General features: G+C 67.8%; 28 protein-coding genes. 3 read left to right on the top strand and 25 right to left on the bottom strand.

Annotated elements, in window-relative coordinates:
* Positions 1 to 6: 6 nt before the first annotated feature.
* From secF to GBRO_RS11365, 21 genes are all read right to left on the bottom strand, one after another.
* A complete protein-coding gene (secF, locus tag GBRO_RS11465; RefSeq protein ID WP_115311818.1) occupies positions 7 to 1,143 on the bottom strand; it encodes a protein translocase subunit SecF in 1,137 nt (378 codons plus the stop codon).
* Between the two features lie 125 nt (positions 1,144 to 1,268).
* A complete protein-coding gene (secD, locus tag GBRO_RS11460) occupies positions 1,269 to 2,921 on the bottom strand; it encodes a protein translocase subunit SecD (RefSeq protein ID WP_012834104.1) in 1,653 nt (550 codons plus the stop codon).
* Positions 2,922 to 3,092: 171 nt separating this feature from the next.
* Positions 3,093 to 3,506 (bottom strand): preprotein translocase subunit YajC, encoded by a 414-nt coding sequence (gene yajC, locus GBRO_RS11455; RefSeq protein ID WP_012834103.1) that lies wholly within the window; start codon positions 3,504 to 3,506, stop codon positions 3,093 to 3,095.
* A 216-nt stretch (positions 3,507 to 3,722) separates the two neighbouring features.
* The gene (gene ruvB, locus GBRO_RS11450; protein ID WP_012834102.1) at positions 3,723 to 4,814 is read right to left on the bottom strand and encodes a Holliday junction branch migration DNA helicase RuvB; all 1,092 of its coding nucleotides are present in this window, start codon (positions 4,812 to 4,814) and stop codon (positions 3,723 to 3,725) included.
* Positions 4,815 to 5,408: a Holliday junction branch migration protein RuvA gene (gene ruvA, locus GBRO_RS11445; protein ID WP_012834101.1), complete on the bottom strand. Its 594-nt coding sequence runs from the start codon at positions 5,406 to 5,408 to the stop codon at positions 4,815 to 4,817. It lies immediately after the preceding gene.
* A complete protein-coding gene (gene ruvC / locus GBRO_RS11440; protein WP_012834100.1) occupies positions 5,405 to 5,974 on the bottom strand; it encodes a crossover junction endodeoxyribonuclease RuvC in 570 nt (189 codons plus the stop codon). The genes ruvA and ruvC overlap by 4 nt, the downstream gene beginning before the upstream one ends.
* Before the next feature lie 154 nt (positions 5,975 to 6,128).
* Positions 6,129 to 6,884: a YebC/PmpR family DNA-binding transcriptional regulator gene (locus tag GBRO_RS11435; protein WP_012834099.1), complete on the bottom strand. Its 756-nt coding sequence runs from the start codon at positions 6,882 to 6,884 to the stop codon at positions 6,129 to 6,131.
* A gap of 108 nt (positions 6,885 to 6,992) precedes the next feature.
* Positions 6,993 to 7,628, bottom strand: coding sequence for a pyridoxal 5'-phosphate synthase glutaminase subunit PdxT (pdxT, locus tag GBRO_RS11430; RefSeq protein ID WP_012834098.1), 636 nt, complete (start codon positions 7,626 to 7,628; stop codon positions 6,993 to 6,995).
* Positions 7,625 to 8,479 (bottom strand): acyl-CoA thioesterase, encoded by an 855-nt coding sequence (locus tag GBRO_RS11425; protein ID WP_012834097.1) that lies wholly within the window; start codon positions 8,477 to 8,479, stop codon positions 7,625 to 7,627. Before GBRO_RS11425 ends, pdxT begins: the two co-directional genes overlap by 4 nt.
* Positions 8,480 to 8,578: 99 nt before the next feature.
* Positions 8,579 to 9,046 (bottom strand): helix-turn-helix transcriptional regulator, encoded by a 468-nt coding sequence (locus GBRO_RS11420; RefSeq protein WP_041919863.1) that lies wholly within the window; start codon positions 9,044 to 9,046, stop codon positions 8,579 to 8,581.
* A 206-nt stretch (positions 9,047 to 9,252) separates the two neighbouring features.
* Entirely contained in the window at positions 9,253 to 10,014 is a 762-nt protein-coding gene (locus tag GBRO_RS11415) for a hypothetical protein (protein ID WP_012834095.1), read from the bottom strand.
* Between the two features lie 13 nt (positions 10,015 to 10,027).
* Positions 10,028 to 10,852 carry a PP2C family protein-serine/threonine phosphatase gene (locus tag GBRO_RS11410; RefSeq protein ID WP_012834094.1) on the bottom strand — a complete coding sequence of 275 codons (825 nt, stop codon included), beginning with the start codon at positions 10,850 to 10,852 and terminating at the stop codon, positions 10,028 to 10,030.
* A gap of 105 nt (positions 10,853 to 10,957) precedes the next feature.
* Positions 10,958 to 11,875, bottom strand: a complete 918-nt coding sequence (gene pdxS, locus GBRO_RS11405) for a pyridoxal 5'-phosphate synthase lyase subunit PdxS (RefSeq protein WP_012834093.1) — start codon at positions 11,873 to 11,875, stop codon at positions 10,958 to 10,960.
* 124 nt (positions 11,876 to 11,999) lie between these two features.
* Positions 12,000 to 12,533 carry a LemA family protein gene (locus tag GBRO_RS11400; protein WP_012834092.1) on the bottom strand — a complete coding sequence of 178 codons (534 nt, stop codon included), beginning with the start codon at positions 12,531 to 12,533 and terminating at the stop codon, positions 12,000 to 12,002.
* Positions 12,533 to 13,657, bottom strand: a complete 1,125-nt coding sequence (locus GBRO_RS11395; RefSeq protein WP_012834091.1) for a glycosyltransferase family 4 protein — start codon at positions 13,655 to 13,657, stop codon at positions 12,533 to 12,535. The genes GBRO_RS11400 and GBRO_RS11395 overlap by 1 nt, the downstream gene beginning before the upstream one ends.
* On the bottom strand, positions 13,654 to 14,613 hold the full coding sequence (locus GBRO_RS11390; protein WP_012834090.1) for a phosphatidylinositol mannoside acyltransferase: 960 nt from the start codon (positions 14,611 to 14,613) through the stop codon (positions 13,654 to 13,656). The genes GBRO_RS11395 and GBRO_RS11390 overlap by 4 nt, the downstream gene beginning before the upstream one ends.
* Positions 14,613 to 15,320: a phosphatidylinositol phosphate synthase gene (pgsA, locus tag GBRO_RS11385; RefSeq protein ID WP_012834089.1), complete on the bottom strand. Its 708-nt coding sequence runs from the start codon at positions 15,318 to 15,320 to the stop codon at positions 14,613 to 14,615. The genes GBRO_RS11390 and pgsA overlap by 1 nt, the downstream gene beginning before the upstream one ends.
* A gap of 15 nt (positions 15,321 to 15,335) precedes the next feature.
* Entirely contained in the window at positions 15,336 to 15,917 is a 582-nt protein-coding gene (locus GBRO_RS11380) for an HIT family protein (protein ID WP_012834088.1), read from the bottom strand.
* Complete coding sequence (gene thrS, locus GBRO_RS11375) at positions 15,910 to 17,985, bottom strand: threonine--tRNA ligase (RefSeq protein WP_012834087.1); 2,076 nt, start codon at positions 17,983 to 17,985, stop codon at positions 15,910 to 15,912. Before thrS ends, GBRO_RS11380 begins: the two co-directional genes overlap by 8 nt.
* Positions 17,986 to 18,097: 112 nt before the next feature.
* Entirely contained in the window at positions 18,098 to 18,511 is a 414-nt protein-coding gene (locus tag GBRO_RS11370) for a TIGR02611 family protein (RefSeq protein ID WP_012834086.1), read from the bottom strand.
* A gap of 48 nt (positions 18,512 to 18,559) precedes the next feature.
* Positions 18,560 to 19,951, bottom strand: a complete 1,392-nt coding sequence (locus GBRO_RS11365) for a glycosyltransferase 87 family protein (RefSeq protein ID WP_012834085.1) — start codon at positions 19,949 to 19,951, stop codon at positions 18,560 to 18,562.
* Between the two features lie 295 nt (positions 19,952 to 20,246).
* On the opposite strand from GBRO_RS11365, the gene GBRO_RS11360 reads away from it, so the two are divergent.
* Together GBRO_RS11360 and GBRO_RS11355 are read left to right on the top strand one after the other, a co-directional pair.
* Complete coding sequence (locus tag GBRO_RS11360) at positions 20,247 to 20,819, top strand: recombinase family protein (protein WP_012834084.1); 573 nt, start codon at positions 20,247 to 20,249, stop codon at positions 20,817 to 20,819.
* Positions 20,816 to 21,106 carry a hypothetical protein gene (locus GBRO_RS11355; protein ID WP_012834083.1) on the top strand — a complete coding sequence of 97 codons (291 nt, stop codon included), beginning with the start codon at positions 20,816 to 20,818 and terminating at the stop codon, positions 21,104 to 21,106. Before GBRO_RS11360 ends, GBRO_RS11355 begins: the two co-directional genes overlap by 4 nt.
* A 198-nt stretch (positions 21,107 to 21,304) precedes the next feature.
* On the opposite strand, the gene GBRO_RS11350 is transcribed toward GBRO_RS11355, so the two are convergent.
* Both GBRO_RS11350 and GBRO_RS11345 read right to left on the bottom strand, forming a co-directional pair.
* Positions 21,305 to 22,714 carry a glycosyltransferase 87 family protein gene (locus GBRO_RS11350; RefSeq protein WP_012834082.1) on the bottom strand — a complete coding sequence of 470 codons (1,410 nt, stop codon included), beginning with the start codon at positions 22,712 to 22,714 and terminating at the stop codon, positions 21,305 to 21,307.
* 10 nt (positions 22,715 to 22,724) lie between these two features.
* Positions 22,725 to 23,309 carry a TetR/AcrR family transcriptional regulator gene (locus tag GBRO_RS11345; RefSeq protein WP_012834081.1) on the bottom strand — a complete coding sequence of 195 codons (585 nt, stop codon included), beginning with the start codon at positions 23,307 to 23,309 and terminating at the stop codon, positions 22,725 to 22,727.
* A gap of 91 nt (positions 23,310 to 23,400) precedes the next feature.
* Between GBRO_RS11345 and GBRO_RS11340 the strand changes: the two genes are divergently transcribed.
* Entirely contained in the window at positions 23,401 to 23,883 is a 483-nt protein-coding gene (locus GBRO_RS11340; protein ID WP_012834080.1) for an SRPBCC family protein, read from the top strand.
* Here the strand turns inward: GBRO_RS11340 and GBRO_RS11335 are convergent.
* Together GBRO_RS11335 and GBRO_RS11330 are read right to left on the bottom strand one after the other, a co-directional pair.
* Complete coding sequence (locus GBRO_RS11335; RefSeq protein WP_083775574.1) at positions 23,852 to 24,244, bottom strand: peptide deformylase; 393 nt, start codon at positions 24,242 to 24,244, stop codon at positions 23,852 to 23,854. The genes GBRO_RS11340 and GBRO_RS11335 overlap by 32 nt on opposite strands.
* Positions 24,231 to 25,559, bottom strand: coding sequence for a CoA transferase (locus tag GBRO_RS11330; RefSeq protein ID WP_227892877.1), 1,329 nt, complete (start codon positions 25,557 to 25,559; stop codon positions 24,231 to 24,233). Before GBRO_RS11330 ends, GBRO_RS11335 begins: the two co-directional genes overlap by 14 nt.
* Positions 25,560 to 25,751 lie beyond the last annotated feature (192 nt).

The following is a 25,751-nucleotide window of genomic DNA, read 5'->3' as shown; positions in this document are numbered from 1 at the left end:
CCGAGACTAACGTGTGCGGCGGCGTTTTCCGGTGGGCCGCGCGGCCTCGGCGTCGATGATCTCGCCGCGCGTACCGGAGGAACGTCGACCGGTCCGCGGACGGAACTCCTCGGCGGGCGTCTGGCCCGCCTCGATCGCCGCGCGGCGATCCAGGACCCGCTTGGTGTGCCGCGCGATGTCGGGGCGACGCTCCTTGAGGGTGACCAGCAGCGGGGCGGCCAGGAAGATCGATGAGTAGGCACCCACGACCACGCCGACGAGCTGGATCAGTCCGAGGTCCTTGAGGGTGCCCACCCCGAGCAGCCACACCGCGATGACCATCAGCGCGATGATCGGCAGCACGGAGATGACCGTGGTGTTGATCGACCGCATCAGGGTCTGGTTGATCGCCAGGTTGGCCTGTTCGCCGTAGGTACGCCGCGAGGTCTGCAGCACCGACCGGGTGTTCTCCGACACCTTGTCGAACACGACGACGGTGTCATAGAGCGAGAAGCCGAGAATCGTGAGCAAACCGATCACGGTGGCCGGGGTGACCTCCCAGCCGACCAGCGAGTACACGCCGGCGGTGCACACGATGTCGAAGAACAGCGACGTCAGCGCCGCGATCGACATCTCACGGTCGAAGCGCACCGCGATGTAGACGAACACGATGACGAGGAACACCACGAGGGCGATCAGCATCTTCTCGGTGATCTCGCGTCCCCAGGTGGAGCTGACGTCGGAGATGCTGATCTCCTCGGTGGTCAACCCCGGCCCGAACTCGCCCACCAGGGCCCGCGTGACCGCTTCGGCCTGGGTGAGCTCGAGCGCCTCGGTGCGCACCTGCACGGTCTCGCTCGCCCCCGAACCCGCGGTCTGTACCGACTCGGGCGCCGAACCGAGGGCGTCGGTGACCACCTTCTCCACCGAGTCGGCGGTGATGCCCGACGACACCGGGATGGAGATCTGGGTGCCGCCCTCGAAGTCGATACCGAGGGTGAACCAGCGCAGCCCGATGGACAGCGCGCAGATCAGCAGGATCACCGCGGTGACGAGGTACCACATGCGCCGGCGCCCGACGATCTCGAAGGCGCCGGTACCCGTGTAGAGGCGGGAGAGGAACGAGCGTTTGCTGTCCGAGACGAAGTCGGCATCCGATCCCATGCTCGGGGACGGCTGCTCGGTCGTCGCGGTGTCGATGACCTCGGTGACCGGGTCGGTGCCACCGGACGCCTTGGTCAGGTCGGTGCGGCCGGTGGTGTTTGAACCGCCGCCTGGCGTGGAGAAACTCACTGCGCCGATCCTTTCGCCGGTCCGGTCGTCGTGGTGGCACGGGTGGCGACCCGGCGCTGCCGAGCCACCTCGGCCACGGCCCCGAGGCCGTTGACGCTCGGGCGGGACAGGAATGTCGATCGGCTCGCGTACACCACGAGCGGATGGGTCACCAGGAATACGACGACCACGTCGAGGATGGTCGTCAGGCCCAGGGTGAACGCGAACCCGCGGACCTCGCCGACGGCGAGGATGTAGATCACCGCGGCGGCGATGAAGCTGACCGCGTTACCCGACCAGATGGTGCGCCGCGCGCTGGCCCAGCCGCGTGGCACCGCGGACCGGAAACTTCGGCCCTCACGCATCTCGTCCTTTATTCGCTCGAAGTACACGACGAAGGAGTCGGCGGTCATGCCGATACCGATGATCAGACCGGCGATGCCGGCGAGGTCAAGGGTGAAGCCGATCCACCGCCCGAGCAGGACCATGATGCCGTAGACCATCAGCCCGGCGAGCACCAGCGACGCGAAGGTCAGGATGCCCAGCATCCGGTAGTAGGCAAGCGCGTAGATGAGGACCGCGAGCAGACCGATCGCGCCGGCCAGGAGACCTGCCCGCAGAGACGACAATCCCAATGTGGCGGAGACGGTTTCGGCGTTGGAGGCGTCGAAGGACAACGGCAGCGAACCGTACTTGAGGACGTTGGCCAGATCCCCGGCCGACGCCTCGGTGAACGGATCCGCGCTACCGCCGCTGATGCGGGTGGAACCGCCGGGGATCGCCTGGTTGATCACCGGCGCCGACACCACGCGGGTGTCGAGGGTGAACGCTGTGGCCGTTCCGACGTGGCTGGCGGTGTACTGCGGCCAGAAACTGGCGGCATCACCCTTGAACGTGAGCGAGACGATCCACTCGCCGGTCTGCGAGTCGGTCTCGGCACTCGCCTCCTTGATGTCGCGCCCGTCGATGATCTCCGGGCCGAGCAGATAGACCTGTGAGCCGTCCTGGGAGCACGCCACCAGGTACTGATCGGGCAGGTCGTTGCCCATCAGGGGATCGCTGGTGCCCTCCGCACAGTTCATCTGCGCCATCTGGGCCTGCAACCGGGCGATGGTCTGCTGATCGGCGTTCGCCGGGGCCTGACGCAGTTTGCGCTGCTCGGCGATCGCCTGCTGGACCTGCTCGGACTGGGTCTGTCCGGGCGGCGGTGCCTGATCCTCGGGTTTAGGGGCCTGCGGCCGGGCGAGCTGCGGCTCCCCGATCACCGGACGCACGTACAGGCGGGCGGTCTGGCCCAGCGTCCTGGCCTGCGAGCCGTCCTTGCCGGGCACGGTGATGACGAGGTTGTCGCCGTTGATGACGACCTCCGAGCCACCCACGCCGAGACCGTTGACACGCTGCTCGATGATCTGCTTGGCGCGGTCGAGCTGCTCCCGGCTGGGCTGTTGCCCGTTCTCGGTGCGCGCGGTCAGGGTGACCCGTGTTCCGCCCTGCAGGTCGATGCCGAGCTTGGGCTCCAGCGTCTTGGCGCCGGTGAAGAAGATCAGGCCGTAGACCACGGCCAACAGGGCGAGGAAGACGGCGAGCGGCTGCCACGGCGGGATCTCACGGCTGGGTCCCGACCGTTTCGCCCGCCGTGTGTCCGTCCCTGCGCGGCGAGTTGTTGTCACTGCTCTTCGAGTCTCCTTTGACTGCACAGATCATCCCGGCCCCTCGGCCAACGGATAACCGTACCGGCACGTGCAGGTCGGGGTCACCCCCGGCATGCGGCGGTGTCCGTGTCGTGAGGTTTGCCCGGAACCACTCGCTGGGGCTGCACCGAGTATTCCGGGCGTCGCGTCCTACTTGTCGCCGTCGCGCTTCTGGTCGGCGGTGCCGGTCACGTCGGTCTCGGCGTCGTCGGTGGACTTGTCGAGGCTCACATGATCGACGTCGAAGTCATCGTCCTCGTCGTCGGTTTCGGGGGCGACGTAACCCGGGTAGGTGGCCGCGGCCTCCTCGGTCGGGATGACACGCATCACGGCCAGCCGATTCCACCGGGTGACCACGCCGGTCGCGATCTCGACGTCGATGACATCCGACGACGACGCGTCGATGACCGTGCCGAACAGGCCCGAGGTCAGCTGGATGCGGGTGCCGGTCTGCACGGAGTCCTGCATCTCCTGCATCTCGCTCATGCGCTTCTTCTGCTTGCGCATGGACATGAACATGAACACGGCCAGCATGGCCAGCAGGACGGGGAAGAGAAACTCCATGGGTGAACGTCAGTCCTTCATCGATGTGCTTGTGTACTCGGTCGCGAGGTACTCCGCGGGACGGGGGTACGTCGGTGACGTGCGGGTCCGACCCGCTCGCCACAGGGCGTCGACCGAGGTGACGAGGGCCCAGGATGGCCAACATTCCGGTCGACGGCGGTCCTCCCAGTGTGCCATGCCGTCGGTGATGTCCGATATCGCAGGTCCGGCGGCGCCCTACAGATCGTCGAACAGGCTGCCGGTTTCCATGTCCCGGGGACGCACGCCGAAGGATGCGTTGAGTGCACCGGCCGGCGGGGTGAGACCCAGGTGGTGCCACGCCGCGGCGGTCGCGACCCGGCCGCGGGGGGTGCGCGCGACCATCCCGGCCCGCACCAGGAACGGTTCACAGACCTCTTCGACGGTCGCCGGTTCCTCCCCCACCGCCACGGCCAGCGTGGACACCCCCACCGGACCACCGCCGAACGCCCTGATCAGCGCATTGAGAACAGCCCGGTCCAGCCGGTCGAAGCCCAGTTCGTCGACATCGTAGACGGCCAGTGCGGCCCGAGCGGTATCGACCGTGATGGTGCCGTCGCCACGCACCTCCGCATAGTCCCGGACCCGGCGCAGCAGCCGGTTGGCGATGCGCGGCGTCCCGCGGGAACGGCTCGCGATCTCCGACGCGGCGTCGTCGCCCAGCACGATCCCGAGGATGCCCGCCGACCTGCGCAGGACATGCACCAGTTCGGTTGTGTCGTAGAACTCCATGTGCGCGGTGAAGCCGAACCGGTCGCGCAGCGGCCCGGTGAGTGAACCCGATCGCGTCGTCGCACCCACCAGGGTGAACGGCGCCACATCGAGCGGGATCGACGTGGCCCCCGGACCCTTGCCGACCACCACGTCCACCCGGAAGTCCTCCATCGCGAGGTAGAGCATCTCCTCGGCGGGCCGCGCGATGCGGTGGATCTCGTCGATGAACAGGACGTCGCCCTCCACCAGATTGGAGAGCATCGCGGCCAGATCGCCTGCCCGCTCGAGCGCCGGACCGGAGGTCACCCGGATGGCGGCACCCATCTCCGCGGCGATGATCATCGCCAGCGAGGTCTTGCCCAGGCCGGGTGGACCGGACAGGAGGATGTGATCGGGTGTCCCGCCCCGGCCCTTGGCGCCGTGCAGCACGAGCTCGAGCTGCTCACAGACCCGCGGCTGGCCGATGAACTCGGCCAGCGACCGCGGCCGCAGACCCGCGTCGAGGTCACCGTCGGAACGCACGGGCAGTGCGCTGACCTCTCGGTCCTCGGTGAACTCACGATCGTCCCCGGACATCTACGACGCCTTTCCCAACAGCGACAGCGACTGTCGTAGCGCCGTCGACGCGTCGGCGTCGGGATGGTCGGCGAGAACGGCGGCCACGGCCTTCTCGGCCGGACCGGCCGTGAATCCGAGACCGACCAGGGCGTCGGCGACCTGTTCGCGGACGCCGCCCGGGGCGACGACCCCGACGGCCGATTCACCGGTCGGGCGATCCACTTTGTCGCGCAGTTCCACCACCAGGCGTTCGGCGACGCGTTTTCCGATGCCGGGCACCGACGTCAGCGCCTTGGTGTCGGACTCGGCCAGCGCGCGTCGCAACGCCTCTGGTTCGAGGACCGCGAGGGTGGCCATCGCCAGCCGCGGCCCGACACCGGTGACGGTCTGCAGCAACGCGAACAACGCTCGCGCGTCGGGCTCGGTGAACCCGTAGAGGGTCATCGAGTCCTCCCGCACGATCATCGACGTCAGCAGTGTGGATTCTTCACCGCGCCGCAACCGCGACAGCGTCACCGGGGTCGCCAGAACCCGGTAACCCACTCCGCCGCAATCGATCACGGCGTGATCGAGCGCGACCTCCAGTACGGGTCCACGCACCGAAGCGATCATGACTGTCCTCCTGCCCGTGCCGCGGCCACTCGGCGCCGATGCCGGGCGGCGGCCTCCTGCGCCTGACGCTGCGCCTGCGCCATCCGTTCCATCATCGGACCCCGCCAGCAATGGCAGATGGCCAACGCCAGGGCGTCTGCCGCGTCCGCCGGCCGGGGCTTGGTCTGCATCCCGAGGATGCGTGTCACCATCGCCGTCACCTGGGCCTTGTCGGCCCGGCCGCTCCCGGTGACCGCGGCCTTCACCTCCGACGGGGTGTGGAACCGCACCGGGATGCCACGCTGTCCGGCGGCGAGTGCGATGACCCCGCCCGCCTGCGCGGTGCCCATCGCCGTCGACACCTGATTCTGCGCAAAGACGCGCTCGATGGCCACCACGTCGGGCTGGTGCACGTCGATCCAGTGACAGGCGGCCGTGTACACCGCGAGCAGCCGGTCGGCGAGTTCCATGTCAGTGGGCGTGCGCACCACGTCGACGTCGAGGGCGGTCACCGCCCGGCCGCGTCCGGACTCCACCAGGGCGATACCGCACCGGGTGAGCCCCGGGTCCACCCCCATCACACGCACACGCGACCTCCCGCCAGAACGAACAGTTGTTCGAGATTCTAGCGGGAGGGGCGGACATTTCCGCGGACCGACACACTCGGCCCACTAGGGTGGAGCTCTACGCAACTAACATGCGCCGAGATCTGCTCAACCAGCCGGTGGGGCGGGCGTCGGCTCAGTCGGCGTCGAGTTCGGCGAGCACCTCGTCGCTGATGTCGACGTTGCTGTAAACGTTCTGCACGTCGTCGGAGTCCTCGAGCGCGTCGATCAGTTTGAACACCTTGCGGGCGCCGTCGGCGTCAACGGCCACCTCGACCGAGGCACGGAAGCTCGCCTCGGCGGAGTCGTAGTCGATGCCCGCCTCCTGTAACGCGGTACGTACGGCCACCAGGTCACCGGGTTCGCTGATCACTTCGAAGGAATCCCCGAGGTCGGTGACTTCCTCGGCGCCGGCGTCGAGGACCGCCATCAGCACGTCGTCCTCGCTCTGCCCGTTCTTCTCCAGGGTGACCACGCCCTTGCGGGTGAACAGGTAGGCCACCGAACCCGGGTCGGCCATGTTGCCACCGTTACGGGTCATCGCGGTGCGGACCTCCCCGGCCGCGCGATTGCGGTTGTCGGTGAGGCACTCGATGAGGATCGCCACGCCGTTGGGGCCGTAGCCCTCGTAGGTGATGGTCTGCCAGTCGGCACCGCCGGCCTCTTCACCACCGCCGCGTTTGCGGGCACGCTCGATGTTGTCGTTGGGCACCGACGACTTCTTGGCCTTCTGGATGGCGTCGAAGAGCGTCGGGTTTCCGGCCGGGTCACCACCGCCGGTGCGTGCGGCCACCTCGATGTTCTTGATCAGCTTGGCGAACATCTTGCCGCGCTTGGCGTCGATGACCGCCTTCTTGTGCTTGGTGGTGGCCCATTTGGAGTGGCCGCTCATACTCGGTGATCCTTTCTGAGACGATCGATCGTCTCCGCGCGCCCTGCGGCGCGGTGTTCCGGTTGGCCTCGCGGCATTCTCGCCGCGCACACTTCGCTCTCGTCGATCTTACCGACGCACCATGGTCACGAAGTATTCGTGTACCCGTCGATCCCCGGTGACCTCCGGATGAAACGACGTCGCGAGCACGTCGCCCTGCCGCACGGCGACGATCCGGCCGGCCGCGGGACCCGACGGTACGCGCGCCAGCACCTCGACGTCCGGGGACACCGACTCCACCCAGGGCGCCCGGATGAACACCGCGCGCATCGGGTCGGCATCGTCGATGTCGGTGATCCCGGCGAACTCCAGATCGGTCTCGAAGCTCTCCACCTGACGCCCGAAGGCGTTGCGCCGCACCGTCACATCGAGCGCATCGAGGTGACGGGCATCGGGGCGGGTGTCCAGGATCGTGGTGGCCAGCAGGATCATCCCGGCACATGAGCCGTAGGCGGGCAGCCCGTCGGCCAGCGCCTCCTGCAGCGGTTCGAAGAGGTCGAAGACCCCCAGCAGGCGACTCATCGTCGTCGATTCGCCACCCGGGATGATGATGCCGTCGATGTCGTCGAGTTCGGCCGCCCGCCGGATCGGGACAGCGTCGGCGTCGGCGGCGTCGAGCGCATGGACGTGTTCGCGCACATCGCCCTGCAGCGCGAGGACACCGATGCGCGGGCGCGCGCTCGACGCGCGATACGCGGCGCTCACCGATCGCGTCGGGCGTGCTGATCGGCGGGCATGTCGCGGCCGGTGCGGGCCAGCCCCTCCTGGGTGACCGCGGCGACCATCCGGCCCGACAGGTCGAAGATCCGGCCCTGGGTGAGCGCGCGACCGCCGTCCGCCGACGGTGAGGTCTGGTCGTAGAGCAGCCAGTCGTCGGCGCGGAAGGGGCGCATGAACCACATGGCGTGGTCGAGCGAGGCGACCTGCGGGTTGGCGTCGGGATGGGGCACCTTCGACGAACCGAGCAACGTCATGTCGCTCATGTAGGCCAGTGTCCCGACGTGGAAGACCTGATCGTCGGGCAGCCGGTGCCGGTAGCGGAACCACACCCGCTGCTGGGCGGCGAAATAGTCGGAGGTGACCAGGTGCTCGCGCGGCACGATCCGGATGTCGAAGTTCTGCCATTCCTTGAAGACCGCACGTTCCTCGGCGGAGAAGTCGTCGAGCCGGTCGGGCAGTTCGGTGGGCTTGAGCACCGGCGGCATCCGGTCCTGATGCTCATATCCCTGATCGGTGCGGACGTGGAACGACGCCGACATCATGAAGATGGCCTCGCCGTTCTGGATGCCGGTGACCCGCCGCGTCACAAAGGAGCGCCCGTCCCGGATTCGGTCGACGAGGAACACCGCGGGCAGATCGGGGTTGCCGGGCCGCAGGAAGTAGCCGTGCAGCGAGTGCACCGCGAACTCGTCGTCGACGGTGCGGGTCGCCGACATCAGTGCCTGCCCGGCGACCTGCCCGCCGAAGGTGCGTTGCAGGTGGCTCGGAAACGCCGGGCCCCGATAGATGTCGGTTTCGATGCGCTCGACCTGAAGGATGTCCTCGATGGCTGCCACGCAGACAAGTATCTACTACCGACGCCGTGCGAGTTCCCGCGTCCCCGACCTCCGTGGGAACTCCCCGGCGCCGCGAGGGTCCGGCCCCGTCTGGCCGCCTTACAGCTCATCGAGGGTCATCAACCCGTCCTGCACGGCGCGGGCGACCAGCGACGCCTTGGTCGGTGCCGGCCGGCCGATCTCGGCGTACTTGGCCCGAATGCGGGTCAGGTGGGTGTTGACCGTGCCCAGCGAGATGAAGAGCTGTTGTGCGACTGCGGGTTTCGAGTCCACCAGCATCCAGGTCCGCAGGACCTCTACCTCGCGGGAGGTGAGGCTGGGCCGGGGCAGCGCGGGACGCTGCGCCTCCTCGCGCACGGTGGGTGCCGCGTCCTCGACGTTCGGGACGAGCGCCATCCGGGCACCGGCGGGTGCGGCCGTCCGATCCCCGATCGGCTGGCCCGGCAGCGGCATGCGCCGGGCGGCGAGCCGGGCGAGGGCCTCCTGGCGTCGTGCGGCGGCCGCTGCCTGACGGCGGGCATCGACGGGGCGCTGGTACTGGGGCACGTGATGGGCAATCGCGGTCATGTCGAAATCCTCTGCACTGGAGTCGTTCTGCTGTCCCGGGCGGGATGTCCCGCCTGTCGTGAGTAAGACACTATAAGCGATCATCGGTGCGGTCGATGGGGAGAACTACCCAGCCCATGGGGAGAACTACCCATGATGAAACCGCAGGTCAGAGGGGGTGTTCACCGAGCCTGCGACGCAGTGGGGTGACGGGTACCCAGCGACGGTCAGGAAATGGCGTTGCGCGCGGCCTCGGCGTCGATCATCTGGAGGTCGGCGCGGGTCACGATGCGTGAGGACACGGCATACTCGACGAGTTTGGTGCGGCGGTTGCTCGCGAGTTTGCCGCCGCCGGCGCGCATCCCGCTGACACCGAGCTGATCGAGTTTGTCGCAGACGTTGTCGAGTTTGCGATTGAACTTGGTCAGCGGCCAGCCGAGCCGGGCTGCTGCCTGCGCCGACGACGGGATCGCACTGGCCCCGGTGCCCTCCCGACGGAGGATCTCCTCGGCGAGCACGACGATCAGCAGCTTCTGACTCTCGGTCAGCGTCGGCACGCCCTGTGTGGTGCGACCGCCGTCGAAGGACGGACGCGTCACGGCCCGTACCTGTGGCGCCCGCGCGAACACACTCATCTCGTAAGTCGTGGGTCCTGCCGTGAACACCACCGTCGTCTCGCCAAAGACGAGCGGCATCCGCGCACCGGGCCCGAGCATCGCCGAGAAGCCGACGTCACCGGCCGACACACTCGCCGACAGATGGGTACCCAGGTTGGTGAGCCACCAGAGCCCGTTCTCGTTGTGCAGCACCAGGAATCGCCGATGCAGATATGGGTTGTCGTCGATCGACAGATCGGCCTCGCGGCCGATGAAGAATCGACGGTCGGCCTCCAGCGCGAACCGCTCGCCGCAGTACTCGACGTAGGTCATCGTGGCGTCGTCGGTACCGACCGGCTCGTCGTATGGCCGGTCGTGCCCTGGGATTGTCATACCCGCACCTCGATCAGCCGGCGTCCTCGATGACCGGCGACTGCAGGGTCTCGACCGAATCGTGGGCGGACACCACGATCACCGTGACGTTGTCGTGCGCGCCGAGGGCCAGGGCCTCGTCCACCAGCCGTCCGGCGGCTTCCTCGGCGCTCTGGGCCTGCGACAGGATGTCGGCGATCTCCTCGTCGGGTAGTTCACCGGTGAGGCCGTCGCTGCAGATGAGCAACACATCGCCGGGATAGGCGGGGGTACTGCGGAAGTCGGCGACCGGGTCCACCATGCCGGCACCGAGCGCACGGGTGATCACGTTGCGGCGCGGATCGGTGCGGGCCTGCTCCGGGGTGAGGAATCCGGCCTCGATGAACTCCTGCACCTGCGAATGGTCGGTGGTGAGCTGATTGAGGGTGCCGTTCTGGTAGCGGTAGGTGCGCGAGTCGCCGATGTTGAGTACCAGCCAGTGCGGATGCCCGTCTTCGGTGACCAAAACGACGCCGGTCGTGGTGGTTCCGGCCCGGCGGTCGGTCTCGGTGTCGATCGCGCCGATGCGTTCCTGCGCCAGGACCAGCAGGTCGTTGAGCACGCCCTGGGTGTCGGCGAGCCCACCGACGGTCTGTGCCTCCGACAGCGTCATCAGCGCGGCCTCGCTGGCGAGTTCGCCGCTGTCATGGCCACCCATACCGTCGGCGAGCAGGTACATCCCGGGACGGACCAGTGCGGCGTCCTCGTTGGTCTCGCGCACCCGGCCGACGTTGCATGCCGCCGCCCATTCGAGCCGCAGCTCCCCCACAAAGTCCGTTCCCGAACGTGTCTCGTCCCGGACGATCGTCGCCGCATCCATGGTCAGCAGATACTACCGGTGGATACCGCCGCAAACGGCAACGATGTCCGCTCTTCGTCGGCCGTGGCGGGCACGATCGTGCGTTCGGTGGACATCACTGCGCGATTACCAGCCGCGCTCGGCGAGCCGGTGAGGGGCGGGGATCTCGTCGACGTTGATCCCGACCATTGCCTCGCCGAGTCCGCGCGAGACCTTGGCCAGCACATCCGGGTCGTCGTGGAAGGTGGTGGCCGCCACGATCGCCGCGGCCCGCTCGGCGGGGTTACCCGACTTGAAGATGCCCGAGCCGACGAAGACGCCTTCGGCGCCGAGCTGCATCATCATCGCCGCGTCGGCCGGGGTCGCGATACCACCGGCGGTGAACAGCGTCACCGGCAGCTTACCGGCCTCGGCGACCTCCGTGACGAGTTCATAGGGAGCCTGCAATTCCTTTGCGGCGACAAACAATTCGTCCTTCGGCAACGACGTCAGCCGACGGATCTCGTCGCGGATCCGGCGCATGTGGGTGGTGGCGTTGGAGACATCACCGGTGCCCGCCTCGCCCTTGGACCGGATCATCGCCGCCCCCTCGGTGATCCGCCGCAGCGCCTCACCGAGGTTGGTCGCGCCGCACACGAACGGCACGGTGAACTGCCACTTGTCGATGTGGTTGGCGTAGTCGGCGGGGGTGAGGACCTCCGACTCGTCGACATAGTCCACGCCGAGGCTCTGCAGGATCTGCGCCTCCACGAAATGCCCGATGCGGGCCTTGGCCATCACCGGGATGCTGACGGCGGCGATGATCCCGTCGATCATGTCCGGGTCACTCATCCGCGACACGCCACCCTGGGCGCGGATGTCGGCGGGTACCCGCTCGAGCGCCATGACCGCGACCGCGCCGGCGTCTTCGGCGATCTTCGCCTGCTCGGGGGTGACCACGTCCATGATCACGCCGCCCTTGAGCATCTCCGCCATGCCGCGCTTGACCCGCGCGGTGCCCTGACCGGCCTCTGGGACCCTCGCGCCGTTGTGACTCGCTGCCATGTCTCCTCGTTCTCCACTCGAGATGCCCTGCCGCGGTCCGACCCGCGGCAGTGATACGCAACAGTCTAGGTGGTGGCCCACATCGCATCCGCAGGCCACCGCTGCGACCGGCGCGTGAGCCCGGTCACTGGCCGGCCGAGCCGCCTCGTTCGATGATCTCGAAGTACTCCGGCAATCCGGCCCGGCCGCCGAGCCGCAGCCACCGCACCGCGCGGCGCTCGGCGAGGTTGCGGGTGTCGCGGACCGCGTCGTTGTAGAACCGTCGGGCCATCATCACGCGGGTCTCGGCGTCGGCGAGTTCGGCGATCAGTCCGGGCGGCCGGGATCGGGTGTCGGCGCGGGCGAGTGCTGAGGAGACCGCGTTCTCCGCGGCCTCGCGGTCGGCGGGCCCGGATCGTTCGGCCCGGTCGGCGACGGCGATCAGATCGCGCGCAGATTCCTGCGCGGCCAGGTTGCGGTCGGTGGCGGCGATGTCGGTGGCGATCGTGCGGGCCACCACCGCGCGTCGGTCCAGCGAGGCGTGCAGCGACTGGCGTGCCAGATCGACCCGCACGTTGAGGCGGTCGAGACGGTTGGCGGTCTGCACGGCCCAGCCGATGAGCGCCACGACCGCCAGGACGACAACGACGACGATCGTGGTCGTCGGGTTGAAGGTCATCAGTCCGACACCACCACCGGGCCGGCCCCGACCGTCACCGTGTCGTAGACGCGCAGGATCTGATCGGCCACCCGGGACCAGTCGTACCGGTGCGCGCGCACCCGGCCCGCGGCGACGAGTTCGGCCCGGGCGCCGGGGTCGCCGAGCAGCCCGACGATGCCCGCGGCGAGTTCCTCGGGTGACCCGGTGGCCACCAGCCGGCCGGCGCGGCCGTCGTCGAGCACCCGCCGGAAGGCGTTGAGGCTGCTCGCGATCACCGCGGCCCCCGCGGCCATCGCCTCCACCAGCACGATGCCGAAGCTCTCGCCACCGAGGTTGGGTGCGCAGTAGACGTCCACCGAGCGCAGCGCGCGGGCCTTGGTGGCGTCGTCGACCTGACCGAGGAACACCAGGTGGTCGGCCAGGTCACCGGCCCGGCGGCGCAGCGCGCGCTGATTGCCGCCGCCCACCACCAGGACGCGTACGTCGGGGAACTGTTCGACGACGGCCGGCAGCGCACGCATCAGGATGTCGATCCCCTTGCGGGGTTCGTCGAATCGGCCCAGGAACAACACCGACCCACCCGGCCACGGATACCCGTCCAGCGGCTGCGCGTCGGCGAACCCGGCGACGTTGATGCCGTTCGGGATCTCCACGGCGTCGGAACCCAGGGATTCCATCTGCCAGCGCCGGGCCAGCTCGCTGACGGCGATCTTGCCGGCGATGCGTTCGTGATAGGGGCGCAGGATGCCCTGAAAAGTGCTGAGCCACAACGATCGTGACGTGGCCGTGTGAAAGGTCGTGACGATCGGCCCGGACGCGACCATGAGCGAGAGCATCGAGATACTCGGCGCATTCGGTTCGTGGACGTGCAGCACGTCGAAGCCGTTCTCGGCGATCCAGCGCCGCAGCGTGAGATATCCCTTGGGCGAGAAGTTCACCCGCGAGACCGAGCCGTTGTACGGGATGGCCAGCGCCGGCCCGGCGCGCACCACGTAGTCGGGGAGGTCGGTCTCGCCGGCGGCAGGTGCCAGCACGCTCACCTCGTGGCCGCGTTCGATGAACACGTGCGCGAGTTCCACCACGTGGGCCTGCACGCCACCGGGCACGTCGAAGGAGTACGGACACACCATGCCGATCCTCATGACCGATCTCCCCGTGCGGCGTCACCGGCGACACGCGCCCGCTGACGCTGTGTCCAGTCGGCTTCCCAGAAGGGTTGCAGCATGTGCCAATCCTGCGGGTGTGCGGCGATGTTCGCGGCGAAGGCGTCGGCGAGACGCTGGGTCGTCGCCACCACGCCACCCTCGGTGGACAGGCGTTCGCCGCAGGTCAGACGTGAGGTGGGACCGTCGGTGAACCAGTGATGCACCGGCATCAGCGCGGCGCCGGTGTCGATGGCGAGTTTGGCCGGCCCGGCGGGCATGCGGGTGGGTTCGCCGAACATGGTGACCGGCACTCCGGTGTGGGTGATGTCGCGCTCCCCCATCAGGCAGATGACCTTGCCCGCCCGCAATCGTTCGGCGAGCAGTCCGTACGGGGGGCGTTCGCCGCCGGTCAGCGGGAAGATCTCGAAGCCGAGCCGTTCGCGGTATTCGACGAACCGTCGGAACAGCGACTCCGGTTCGAGGCGTTCGGCCACGGTGGAGAACGATCCCAGGTGCTGGACCAGCCAGACGCCGGCCATGTCGTAGTTGCCGCTGTGCGGCAGGGCGAAGATCAGCCCCTTGCCCTTGGCGCGTTCGTTTTCGAAGAGCGCGATCTCGTCGTCGGTGATGTGTACGTTGGCGGCGGCTTCGGCGAAATCCATGGACGGCAAGCGGAATGCCTCGTACCAGTAGCGGGCGTACGACGCCATGGCGGCCGCGATCAGCTCGTCGTCGACGTCGCGCGGCGCGACGCCCAGCACGCGGGCGAGGTTGCGGCGCAACTGATCCGGTCCCCCGCCACGGCGTCCGAAGGCGCGTCCGGCCGCGTCGAAGCCGCGTCGGGCGAGCCCGTCCGGCGCATACCGGACGGCCGCCCATCCGGTGCGATACGCGGTGTCGGACAACGTTTCCCGCAGCGTGGTACGTAACGGGCCGATGCTCGGGACGCGCATCACTTCGGCCCGTCACCGGCGGGCGCCTCGCCGGTCGGGTCGGTCGGATCATCACCGCTCTGGTCATCAGCGGGTGCGGATGGCGAAGGGAGCGGGATGAGGTCACGCGCGCCGGGTGACCGCGCGATCGACCACATGCGCTGCCCGACGGTGACGACGCTGAGCACGGCGAGCACCCACATGGTGACATGAATGGCCCAGTCGAGCCCGAGACCGGTGAGGCCGGCCCCGACGAGCACGATGATGAGCCGGTCGGGGCGTTCGATGAGCCCGCCGTCGCCGTAGAGCCCGCTGGCCTCGGCACGCGCCTTGGCATACGAGATCACCTGCGAGGTGACCAGGCAGATCAGGGTCGCGATCAGCAGCAGGTGATGGGGTGTGGTGATGGCGCACCACCAGGCGAGTCCGGCGAAGATCGCGCCGTCGGCGATGCGGTCGCAGGTGGCGTCGAGTACGGCACCGAATCTGGTTCCGCCGCCCCGCGCGCGGGCCATCGCGCCGTCGAGCATGTCGAACATCACGAACAGCCAGATCACCATCGTTCCCCAGAACAGGTGACCCATCGGGAACAGCGTGACCGCGGCGGCGATGGTCGCGACGGTGCCGATGATGGTCATGCCGTCGGGGGTCAGGCCGGTGCGCAGCAGTCCCCGCCCGATCGGCAGGGTGACCTTGGAGACCGAGGCCCGCCCCAGAATGCTCAGCATCGGCTCACCCCGGAATCAATCATCGAGCCGGTGCCACGCCTGGGCGAGGAGGGTTCGGGTGTCACGCAACAACTGTGGCATCACCTTGGTCTCGCCGACGACGGTGATGAAGTTCGCGTCGCCGATCCAGCGCGGCACGATGTGCTGGTGGATGTGTTCGGCCAGCGAACCGCCCGCGGCATATCCGAGGTTGAGGCCCACGTTGAAGGCGTTCGGATTGGAGACGTTCTTGATGGTCCGGATGATGCGCTGGGTGAACGACATCAGCTCGGCGGACTCGAGCGGGGTCAGATCCTCCAGGTCGGCGACCTGCCGGTACGGGACGATCATGGTGTGCCCCGGGTTGTACGGGTACAGGTTCAGCACCGCGTACACCGCCTCGCCGCGCGCCACGATCAGCCCGTCCTCATCCGACATCCGCGGGATGTCGAGGAACGGATGACCGCTGGTGGCCGGTTTGGTCTTGTCGGCGCTGTCCTCCGACGACGTCGCCGGATCGGAGGTGATGTAGGTCATCCGGTGCGGACTCCACAGTCGCTGCAACCGGTCCGGGTCACCGGTCCCGCAGTCGCGGATCTCGCCGCCCGGCTCAGCCATCGGCCGGCTCCGGCGTGGTCGCGGCCGGGCGCACCAGCTCGGCGGTGGGTGATTCGTTGCGCCGGGAGGTGACCCAGTCGGTGATGATGCCGACCGCCTCGGCCACCGGAACCCCGTTGACCTGCGTTCCGTCCCGGAATCGGAAGCTCACCGCGCCGGCCTCGACGTCACGCTCCCCCGCCAACAGCATGAACGGAACCTTACCGGTCGTGTGGTTGCGGATCTTCTTCTGCATCCGGTCATCGGAATGGTCCACCTCGGCGCGCAGACCGGCCGCGCGCAGTGTGTCGACGACGCCCTGCAGGTGATCGGCGAAGGCGTCGGCGACCGGGATGCCGACCACCTGTACCGGTGACAACCAGGCCGGGAACGCGCCCGCGTAGTGCTCGGTGAGCACCCCGAAGAACCGTTCGATCGAGCCGAACAGCGCCCGGTGGATCATCACCGGCCGGTGCTTGGCGCCGTCGGTGCCGGTGTATTCGAGTTCGAAGCGGTCCGGCAGCATCATGTCCACCTGGATGGTCGACATCTGCCAGGTCCGGCCGATCGCGTCGCGGGCCTGCACCGAGATCTTCGGCGCGTAGAACGCGGCGCCACCCGGATCGTCGACGAGATCGAGGCCGAAGCTGGTCGCCGCCGCGCGCAGCACCTCGGTCGCCTCCTCCCACGCCTCGTCGGAGCCGATCGACTTGTCCGGGTTGCGGGTCGAGAGTTCGAGGTAGAAGTCGTCGAGTCCGTAGTCGCGCAGCAGGTCGAGGACGAACTGCAGTAGGGATCGCACCTCCTCGCCCATCTGCTCACGGGTGCAGTAGATGTGCGCGTCGTCCTGGGTGAAGCCGCGGGCCCGGGTCAGGCCGTGCACCACACCGGATTTCTCGTAGCGGTAGACGGTGCCGAACTCGAACAGCCGCAGCGGCAGCTCGCGATAGGAACGTCCGCGCGACCGGAAGATCAGGTTGTGCATCGGGCAGTTCATCGGCTTGAGGTAGTAGTCGATGGCCGGGCGGCGCACGGTGCCGTCGGCGTCGACCTCCTCGTCGAGCTGCATCGGGGGGTACATGCCGTCGGCGTACCAGTCCAGGTGTCCCGACAGCGAGAACAGGTCGCCCTTGGTCGCGTGCGGGGTGTAGACAAACTCGTATCCGGCCTGCGCGTGACGCAGTCGTGAGTAGTCCTCGAGTTCCTTGCGGATGACACCACCCTTGGGATGGAAGACCGGCAGTCCCGACCCGATTTCGTCGGGGAAGCTGAACAGGTCCAGCTCCGAGCCGAGTTTGCGATGATCGCGTTTCTCGGCCTCGGCGAGCATTTCCAGGTAGGCGTCCTGCGCCTCGGTCGACTCCCAGGCGGTGCCGTAGATGCGCTGCAGGTCGGCGTTGTCCTGATCGCCCCGCCAGTAGGCGGCCGAGCTGCGGGTCAGCTTGAACGCCGCGATGTACTTGGTGGTCGGCACGTGCGGGCCGCGGCACAGGTCGCACCACATGCGTTCGCCCGTGCGTGGGTTGAGGTTGTCGTAGGCGGTGAGTTCGGCTCCGCCGACCTCCATCACCTCGCTGTCGTCGGCCGCACCCTTGTCGTCGATGAGTTCGAGCTTGAACGGCTCGTTCGCGAGTTCGGCGCGCGCCTCGTCCTTGGACGCGTAGACGCGGCGGGAGAAGCGCTGACCCGATTTGATGATCTGGCGCATCTTCTTCTCGAGCTTCGACAGGTCCTCGGGCGTGAAGGGCTCGTCGACGTCGAAGTCGTAGTAGAAGCCGTCCTTGATCGGCGGCCCGATGCCCAGCCTGGTGCCCGGGAAGAGGTCTTGGACGGCCTGGGCCAGCACGTGGGCGGCCGAGTGCCGGATGACGCTGCGCCCGGCGTCGGTGTTCGCGGCCACCGGGGTCACGTCGGTGTCGTGCTCAGGTGCCCAGGACAGGTCACGGAGCTCTCCGTCGGCGTCGCGGACCACCACGATCGCCTCGGGTCCCTTGTTGGGTTGCTCGTGCTCCCGCAGCGCGGTGCCCGCGGTAGTCCCAGCTGGCACACGGATCGTGGCGGGGCTGGTCACCATCACTTCGTCGGGCACGTCGAGCGCTCCTCATGAATGTCGGGGGTACATCCGGATCCGGCGGATCGGACCTTGCACCGATGATCGTATCCGCGGAGAGCGAACGGCCATGCACCCGCCGGTGGCCGGGTCAGAAAATCGGACTGGCGAGCCACTGCGCGTCGACGTCGAACCAGCCCGCCACGGTGGCGAGCGCACCCAGTAGCCAGAGGGTGCCCAGCACGATCACACAGGTCCCGAGGGCGAAGCCACCCTGGACCGACCAGTGCTGTCGCTTGAGCCACTCCACCCACGCGTCGTACTTCCCCCGCGCGAAGGTGAGCAGCCGATGGGCCCAGTCAAACTCGGACGCGAGGATGCCGAGACCCAGGAACACGATGAGCCAGCCGGGACCCGGATACGGGATAGCGACGATGCCGCCGGCCAGGACGAGCGCCCCCACCACGCCCACCGCGATCCGGTAGGCCAGGTTGAGGTGCCGGTTTCGGCGGATCACGTAACGCCCCTTGCGATGCCACAGCCGCACCCTGGTCACCACCGACATGGGCCCCCTGTCCTTCCGCCGTGTCCGATTGGTCAGATGACAAACAGCTTATGCGGTCGTGACGGACACGGCGTCCGTGGTCGCGGTGCTCCGCCGCGTCCGGGCGGCTCCGACGAGAGTGACGACGATGGTCAGCAACAACACCAGCGGATAGCAGCCGGCGTAGAGCAGGACGAGGGGGTAATCGAACCATTGGGGGTCCGGCCAGCGCGGCATCATGAAGAGCCCCAACGCAATCGCGTGATCAGCCGTCCAGCGCGGACCGCTGTTCCACCAGTTGTACCAATAGTTGAACGACAGCGCGACGATCGCCGCGGGGGCGGCCCACCACCACCGGGAGCGGGACCGATAGGCCTGGTCGAAGGCCACCACGAGCAGCGGCACGAACCACACCCAGTGATGTCCCCACGAGAACGGCGACACCGCCGACGCCGTCATCCCGGCGATCGTCACCGACAGCAACTGCCGACCGAGCCGGTGGGCCACCACCGCCGCCCACAAGCCGAGACCGGCCGCGACCAGTGCGATCGGCATCCAGAGCCACCACGGCGCGGTGAAGACCGGACCACCGGGACCGGGGTGGGCGAACCGGCGGATGTCGAAGTAGGCGAGCAACTGGCAGATGAACCCGTTTACGGATTGGTTGGCGGGCGAGTCGACCCGGCCGATGCGCGTCGAGGCCCCGGCGGCGTCGACGGTCCAGTACCGCCAGGAGTCCGACGGGACGATCACGAAGGCGATGGCAACGGTGACGACAAAGGCGACCGCCGCGGTGAGCGCGGATCGCCACCGGCGCAGCGCCAGCAGATAGACGACGAAGAAGGCCGGGGTGAGTTTGATGCCGGCGGCGATCCCGACGCCGATCCCGCCCAACCGGAGTTTCTGCAGTCGGCTGCCGGGACGCAGGGTGTCCAGGAGAACCAGGTCGACGAGGACCAACAGCATCAGGATGATGTTGATCTGACCCAGCCAGATGGTGGTGCGGACGGGTTCGAGTGACGTGGCAGCGACCGCCGCCAGCGCCGACAGGACCAGCAGGCGGGCGTCGACGCGATAGCCGAGGCTCCGGAAGCTCAGCATGATCGCGGCGAACAGCGCCGCAAAGGTCACCGACCACCAGATCGCCATCGCGGTGCCGGTCGCGACGAGCGCCAGCGGCGTCATGATCAGCGCGGCGAACGGCGGGTAGGTGAAGTCCAGCCCCCAGAGCACGCTGTGGCGGTACAACGGGATTCCGTCGAGGACCACCCGCCCGCCCGCCTGGTAGACGCGCAGGTCGGTGCCGTTCTGGAACAGGCCGTAGAACGGATCATCGAACGGCAGTGCCCGGATCTGCCAGGCGACCGACAGCACCGCGAGCACCGCAGCGCCGACGATGACCCACCACGAGATCGGCGGAGCTGTGGAGTCCGCCCGTCGGGTGCGATCCGGCGCGAGCACAGCTCGAAAGTACGCCCGGCGCCGAGCACGGACCGGATGAAACGCCGTGTCCCCCGGGCTGTTCGGGTTTCACGTGGCGGTTGCGGCGGGACACCGGATGCTCACCGTCGTCGTCGCGTTCTCATAATTTGTCCGTCTCATAATTATTCGTCTCACAACTCTCCGTCGCGCCTACATATGTAGCTCGGCTACTTTCGACATGAATCGAATCGCGACACGCTCAGTATCGAGACTCAATACGAGACATTTTTGAGATAGTCTTCTCGACGTGACAACAGATGACGCGAGCACCGGCATGTGGCTGGGATACGCCCGTGCGGGTGCGGGCGAGAACACGCTCGAGGCGCAGATCGACACCCTGACCGAGGCGGGTGTGGAGCAGGCCAGGATCTACACCGACCCAGCGTCGGGCATCCCCCTACTGCGCAGCCGCCCCGGACTCGAGGCACTCCTGGACTACGCGCGCCCGGGCGATACGACCGTGGTTGTCGGGATCGATCGCCTCGGCCGCACCGCCGGGGAGGTTCTCGCGACGACTCGGCAGATGACGCTGCGCGGTATCGGGTTGCGTTCGCTGCGCGAAGGCCTCGACAGCGGCGACCCGACCGGGCGGATGATCATCGGACTCCTGGCGTCCCTCGCCGAACTCGACGCCGAACTCGATCGGACCCGACGACGAGCGAACACCGGCAGCCGCGCCGGCCACGGCGCCTCGGTGGGCCGGCCCCGCGTCCTCGACGACGAGCAGGTGGCCCTGGCCCGGCGTCGTCGAGCCGAAGGCGAACCGGTACCCGAGATCGCCGCAGCACTCGGCGTCAGCCGCGCCACCCTGTACCGCATCCTCGCCGAAACGCGGTCGGTCCGTTGACAACCGAACCAGAACTCCCCGACTTGGACATCGTCACGCCGTACGGGACGATCACCCGCCTGCCCACGTCGTTCCCCATCACCGACCCGGAGATCGACGCGCACCTCGATCCCGACCGGTTCCAGCAGGGCTTCGATGACGCCGTCGCCCATCTCGCACGGCTACCGGTTCCGTGGGCGAAGCACTACGCGTCGACGACGCTGGAGAACCGATCCGGGCCGGACTCCGATGTGAGCTATGTCCGCGGCTACCGGGCCGCGCTCTACGGGCACCTGCGTCACTCGTGACTCATCCCGCGGTTCACAACCTGCCTGGGTGACAGCTAGTGTCCCGTGTAGGAAATTCGTTGACGATTCCGACGCCCAGGCGGCGCCGCGCTGCGTTGGCGTCGTCGCAGGTACATCCAGTAGCTGCGTCCTCCGCCGCCTTGCGATGCATCCACCTGGATCGCCGGACTCGCGCAAACGAATTTCCAACACGGGACACTAGCGACGCGCGCTCTGCTCATCGTCGACGTCGGCCCCGTCGACCACATCGGTCCCACCGGTCCGCGCGACACGCGGCTCTTCTACGGGTGCTCGTTGGCGTGTCCGCCACACACCGGCGAAGATCGCGACGAGCGTGGCCAGCAACAGCAGCGGATAGAGTCCGCAGACCATCACGAACCACACGGCCTGCAGGAAGTTCGGGTCCTCGGGACGCGGCATGAGGCACAGTCCGAAGTCGAAACCGGGCCGGTCCGGCAGCGGGAACCACCAAACGAAGGTGAGGACCACGATCACCGCGGGCGGCAGCCACAGCCACGGATCACGACCGCCCGCCCGGACCGCCCGGTCCAGCGTGATCAGCAGCAGCGGCACGAACCACACCCAGTGATGGCCCCATGAGAACGGTGACATCGCAGCGCCGGTCATCCCGACGACACTGATCGCGAGCAGATCCTTGCCGCGATCACGCATCAGTCGTGCGGCCCACATACCGAGTACGCCGACCACGAGTGCGATCGGCATCCACATCCAGCCCGGCGCCTCGAAGACGCCGCTGCTGGCGTCTCGGTACGCCGTGACGTCGAAGAGCCGTAGCAACTGCGACACATAGCCGTTGATCGACTGGTTGGACATCGAGTCGATCGCGCCGACGCGGCCGGAGTGGATCACCTTGTCCGTCCAGAACTTCCACGCGTCACCGGGCATTGCGATGAATCCGACGACGACGGTCGCGGCGAACGTCGCCAGCGCCGTACCCGCAGCACGCCACTGCTTGGTCACGAGGAGATAGACGACGAAGATCAGCGGGGTCAGCTTGATGCCCGCCGCAAGCCCGACGCCGACGCCCCGGAACCTGCCGCTGCGGGGTCGGGCGATGTCGGCGATGACGAGGAGCGCCAGCAGCACGTTGATCTGGCCGAGCGAAAACGTGGTGCGGATCGGTTCGATCGCCAGGAGTGCCACGGTTCCGGTGACCGCGAACACCCAGAACGACGCGCTGTATCGATACCCGAGCAGTCGCATGCACAGCGCGATCAGGGTGGCGATGAGGATCGCGTTGCCGATGTAGGCGAACAGGAACAGGCCGGTGGTGCCGAGTGCGACCAGCGGCAGGAACAGCACCGCCGAGAACGGCGGGTAGGTGAACAGCAGGTCGATGGTGGGCGTCGGAAAGACCGGACCGTCGTAGAGCGGCAGACCGGACCACAGATGTTCGGCGCCTGCTTGATAGACCTGGATGTCGATGGCGACGGCAAACAGGCTGCTGGGGCCGTTGAAGCCGCTGACGAAGATGTTGACGAACAGCGTCGCGACGATGCCGCCGATTGCCAGATAGACCAACAACCACGGCACGGTCCGGGTGTCCCGGGTTACCCGCGTCGCGGCGACGCGCTCGATCACACCCATGAGCAGGAGATTAGCCGATGATCTCCGATGCCAGGGCGTGGGCTCGGTCCAGTTCGTCGTCGTCGCCGAACAACTCGCGGCGGGTGTTGCCCACGCACAGGAAGGCGTCGATCCGGAAGGCGTCCTGGGCGGGGGCAGCCGATCCCGCAACGGCGAGTTCGGATTCGAGCAGGTCGAGCCACTCCCGCTTGAGTGCGCGGACACCGTCGGCGACGGGCCCGTCCCGGCGCCCGTATTCGGCAGTGCTGGCGACGATGAAGCAACCGCCGGGAAACACTTCTGCACGTAGGTAGTCAACCCAGCAGTCGAGCAGCGCGCGTAGCCGCGGTCGACCGGGGGCTTCGCGCCAGGCCGGGGCGATGACCGTCTCGATGTAGATCTGCCGCGCCTCGGCGACAGCGGCCACCTGGATCGCCTCCCGATTGCCGAACACGGTGAGGATTCCGCTCTTACTGAGTCCGGTGGCTGTCGCGAGTGATCCCACGGTGATCGAGTCGAGCCCGTGGGTGGTCGCGATCTCGGCGGCCTTGCGGGCCGCGGTACGTCGCGTGATGTCCCCGCGCGCACGGCGACCGTCTGTGACATTGCTCGACATGAGGGCCACTCTATGCGACCAACTGGACGTGTTTCATGCACTGCATCTACGCTTTTAAACGTCCGATCGGTCTCATAGTTTGGAGATACGCATGACGGCTGAGTACGAGGCGCACATGGAAGAGAACGTCGATGTGCACGCCACTGAGGAGCGCGTGTGGGGGCTGATCAGCGATCCCCGCCGGATGCCGGAGTGGAGTCCCCAGGTGGACTCGGTGCGGCTGCGCGACGGGCACGACCGGGTGAGCGTGGGCACCGAGTTCACCAACCGCAACCACCAGGGGGATCTGGCGTGGGCGACCCACGGCACGATCGTGCGCTTCGATCCCTTGCGGGAGTTCGCCTTTCGCATTGCCGAGAACTGGGTCGTCTGGTCCTTCACACTACGGCCGATCGAGGGGGGAATCACCCGCATCGTGCACCAGCGACTGACTCCCGACGGTATTTCGCCCTACTCGCTCGATCTCACCGAGAAGTACCTCGGCGGGCAGGCAGAGTTCACCCGAGTCATGCGGGCCGGGATGCGGGAGACGCTGGAGAAGGTCAAAGCTGCCTCCGAAGGCGTGGCAACCTAGTCCTACGCAGGCCAGTCAGCGGGGTACTCGCCGGCAATGACAGACACCCCTCGTCGTATTCGACGAGACGCCTGTCCTGTCCGTCGGCCACCTCGACGACTGGATTGCAGACGACACCGGTGCGCCTGCGCCCGGTCTCGTCGGCGCAGTCATAGATGAACACCGCAAGATCGACCCCGATCTGTGCCGCGGAGAGGCCGGCGCCGTTGGCGGCGGTGTTCGTCGCGAACATGTCGGCCAGCAGCCGCTGGAGGTCGCTTCCGAAGTCGCTGACCGGCCGTCCCGACGAGTGCAGCACCGGACTCCCCCACCGGACGATGGGACGCGGCGTACCGAGACGCAGAAGTTCAGATACAGGCATGGTTCAATGGTGCGCCCACGGTCCGGCTTTCGACAACGGTGGCCGTGACCTGGGCGGGGAGATCAGCTCCCCCGCGCCACCCACTCCGGCCGACACGAACCCCGCGGTACCAGGACCGTGCGGTAGTGACCGGGGTCACGCTCATCCGTACCTGATCGGTCACACCCTGATAGTCGCCGAGAGGCGTGGCGGCGGTGAACGTCTCCGGGTCGAGGTAGCGATGCGCGCCGTCGGCTGCGTCGGTACCGGCGATCTCGTGCGCGTACGCACGATCGAAGATCCCCATGCCCACGATCCACAGGGCTGCTCGGGTCAGCGAGACGTGCACGCGGTAGCTGCCGCCGTCGCGTGCCGGCCGAGTCAGTGCCTCCACGATGCCGGCCGTCATCAGCCACGAGACGATGTAATCATTGACGACGAGAATCGGTGGGAGGGCTGGTGTTTCGCCATCGCCCTCGAGGAGCATCATGCCGGCCAGGCTGCCCGCGGTCTGATCGAAGCCCACCTGGTGCGACCACGGCCCGCTCTCGCCGTTCAGCGACGCGGTGGCGTAGACGATGCCGCGGTGTTTCTCGGCGACGGTGTCGGCGGACAGTCCGATCTTGTCCAGGTATCCGGGACGGCGATTGGCGTAGAACACATCGGCGTCGTCGAGGAGAGCCGCGATGGTGGTGGCGCCGTCGGGGGTGTAGGGATCGATCGTCGACGATCGCACACCAACGTTCGCGGTCGCGTAGGTGGCGTCGTGCTCGAGTTCGTTGGGGCGCAACAGGTTCAGGACGTCGGCGCCATGCAGGGCCAGCGCTCGGCCCACACCGGCTCCCGCGATCACGTGGCCCATGCCGAGCGCGCGCACGCCGTCGAGGGGTTGCTCGGGTCCGGGAGTGAATTCGATCGGTTCGCCGTCGGCGATGCGGGTGATCTCGATGAGCGGCATGTCCGCGAAGACGTCACGGTAGTGCGGTTCGTCGAGCAGTTCGGCGGTGGTGCGCAGCATGGGCATCACCACGCCGGCCTCGGTGGCCGCGGCCTCGAGTTCGGCGGCCTTCCATTCGGCGATGGCGGCGGCGGCAGCGCGGGAGTCGTCGGGTACCCCGAGAAGTCGTTGGGCACCGACCTTGATCTTGGGGTACGGGTTGAGGGGCATCATCCAGCGGTCGTCGCCGGTGCGGTAGAAGCGGAACCCGAGCGCATTCGACGGGTTGGACGGGGTGGCCGGCGGATACCCGTTGAGTAGTTCCCAGCGTCGATCGTAGAACGGGCAGTCGATGTGGCGCGCTGCGCAGATCGACGGCGATGTCCTGACCCGCACCATCGCGGAGTTGCCACAGCTTGGCGATCGCGGCGGACTTCGCAGCCAGCGCGATGGCCGAGGCGCCACCGAGACGTAAGGTGCTCGGCACCACCGGATCTGCGCCGAGGAACGTGACGTCTCCCCCGGTGTCCTTGGTGCTCATACCGATTCCGGCCAGCACCTCGTCGAGCTGCGCGTGCGGGTCGAAGGTGT

It is taken from the genome of Gordonia bronchialis DSM 43247 (assembly GCF_000024785.1).
Taxonomy (GTDB): domain Bacteria; phylum Actinomycetota; class Actinomycetes; order Mycobacteriales; family Mycobacteriaceae; genus Gordonia; species Gordonia bronchialis.
The sequence above is the reverse complement of the archived record's forward strand: the minus strand, read 5'-3'. Positions and strand labels throughout refer to the sequence as shown.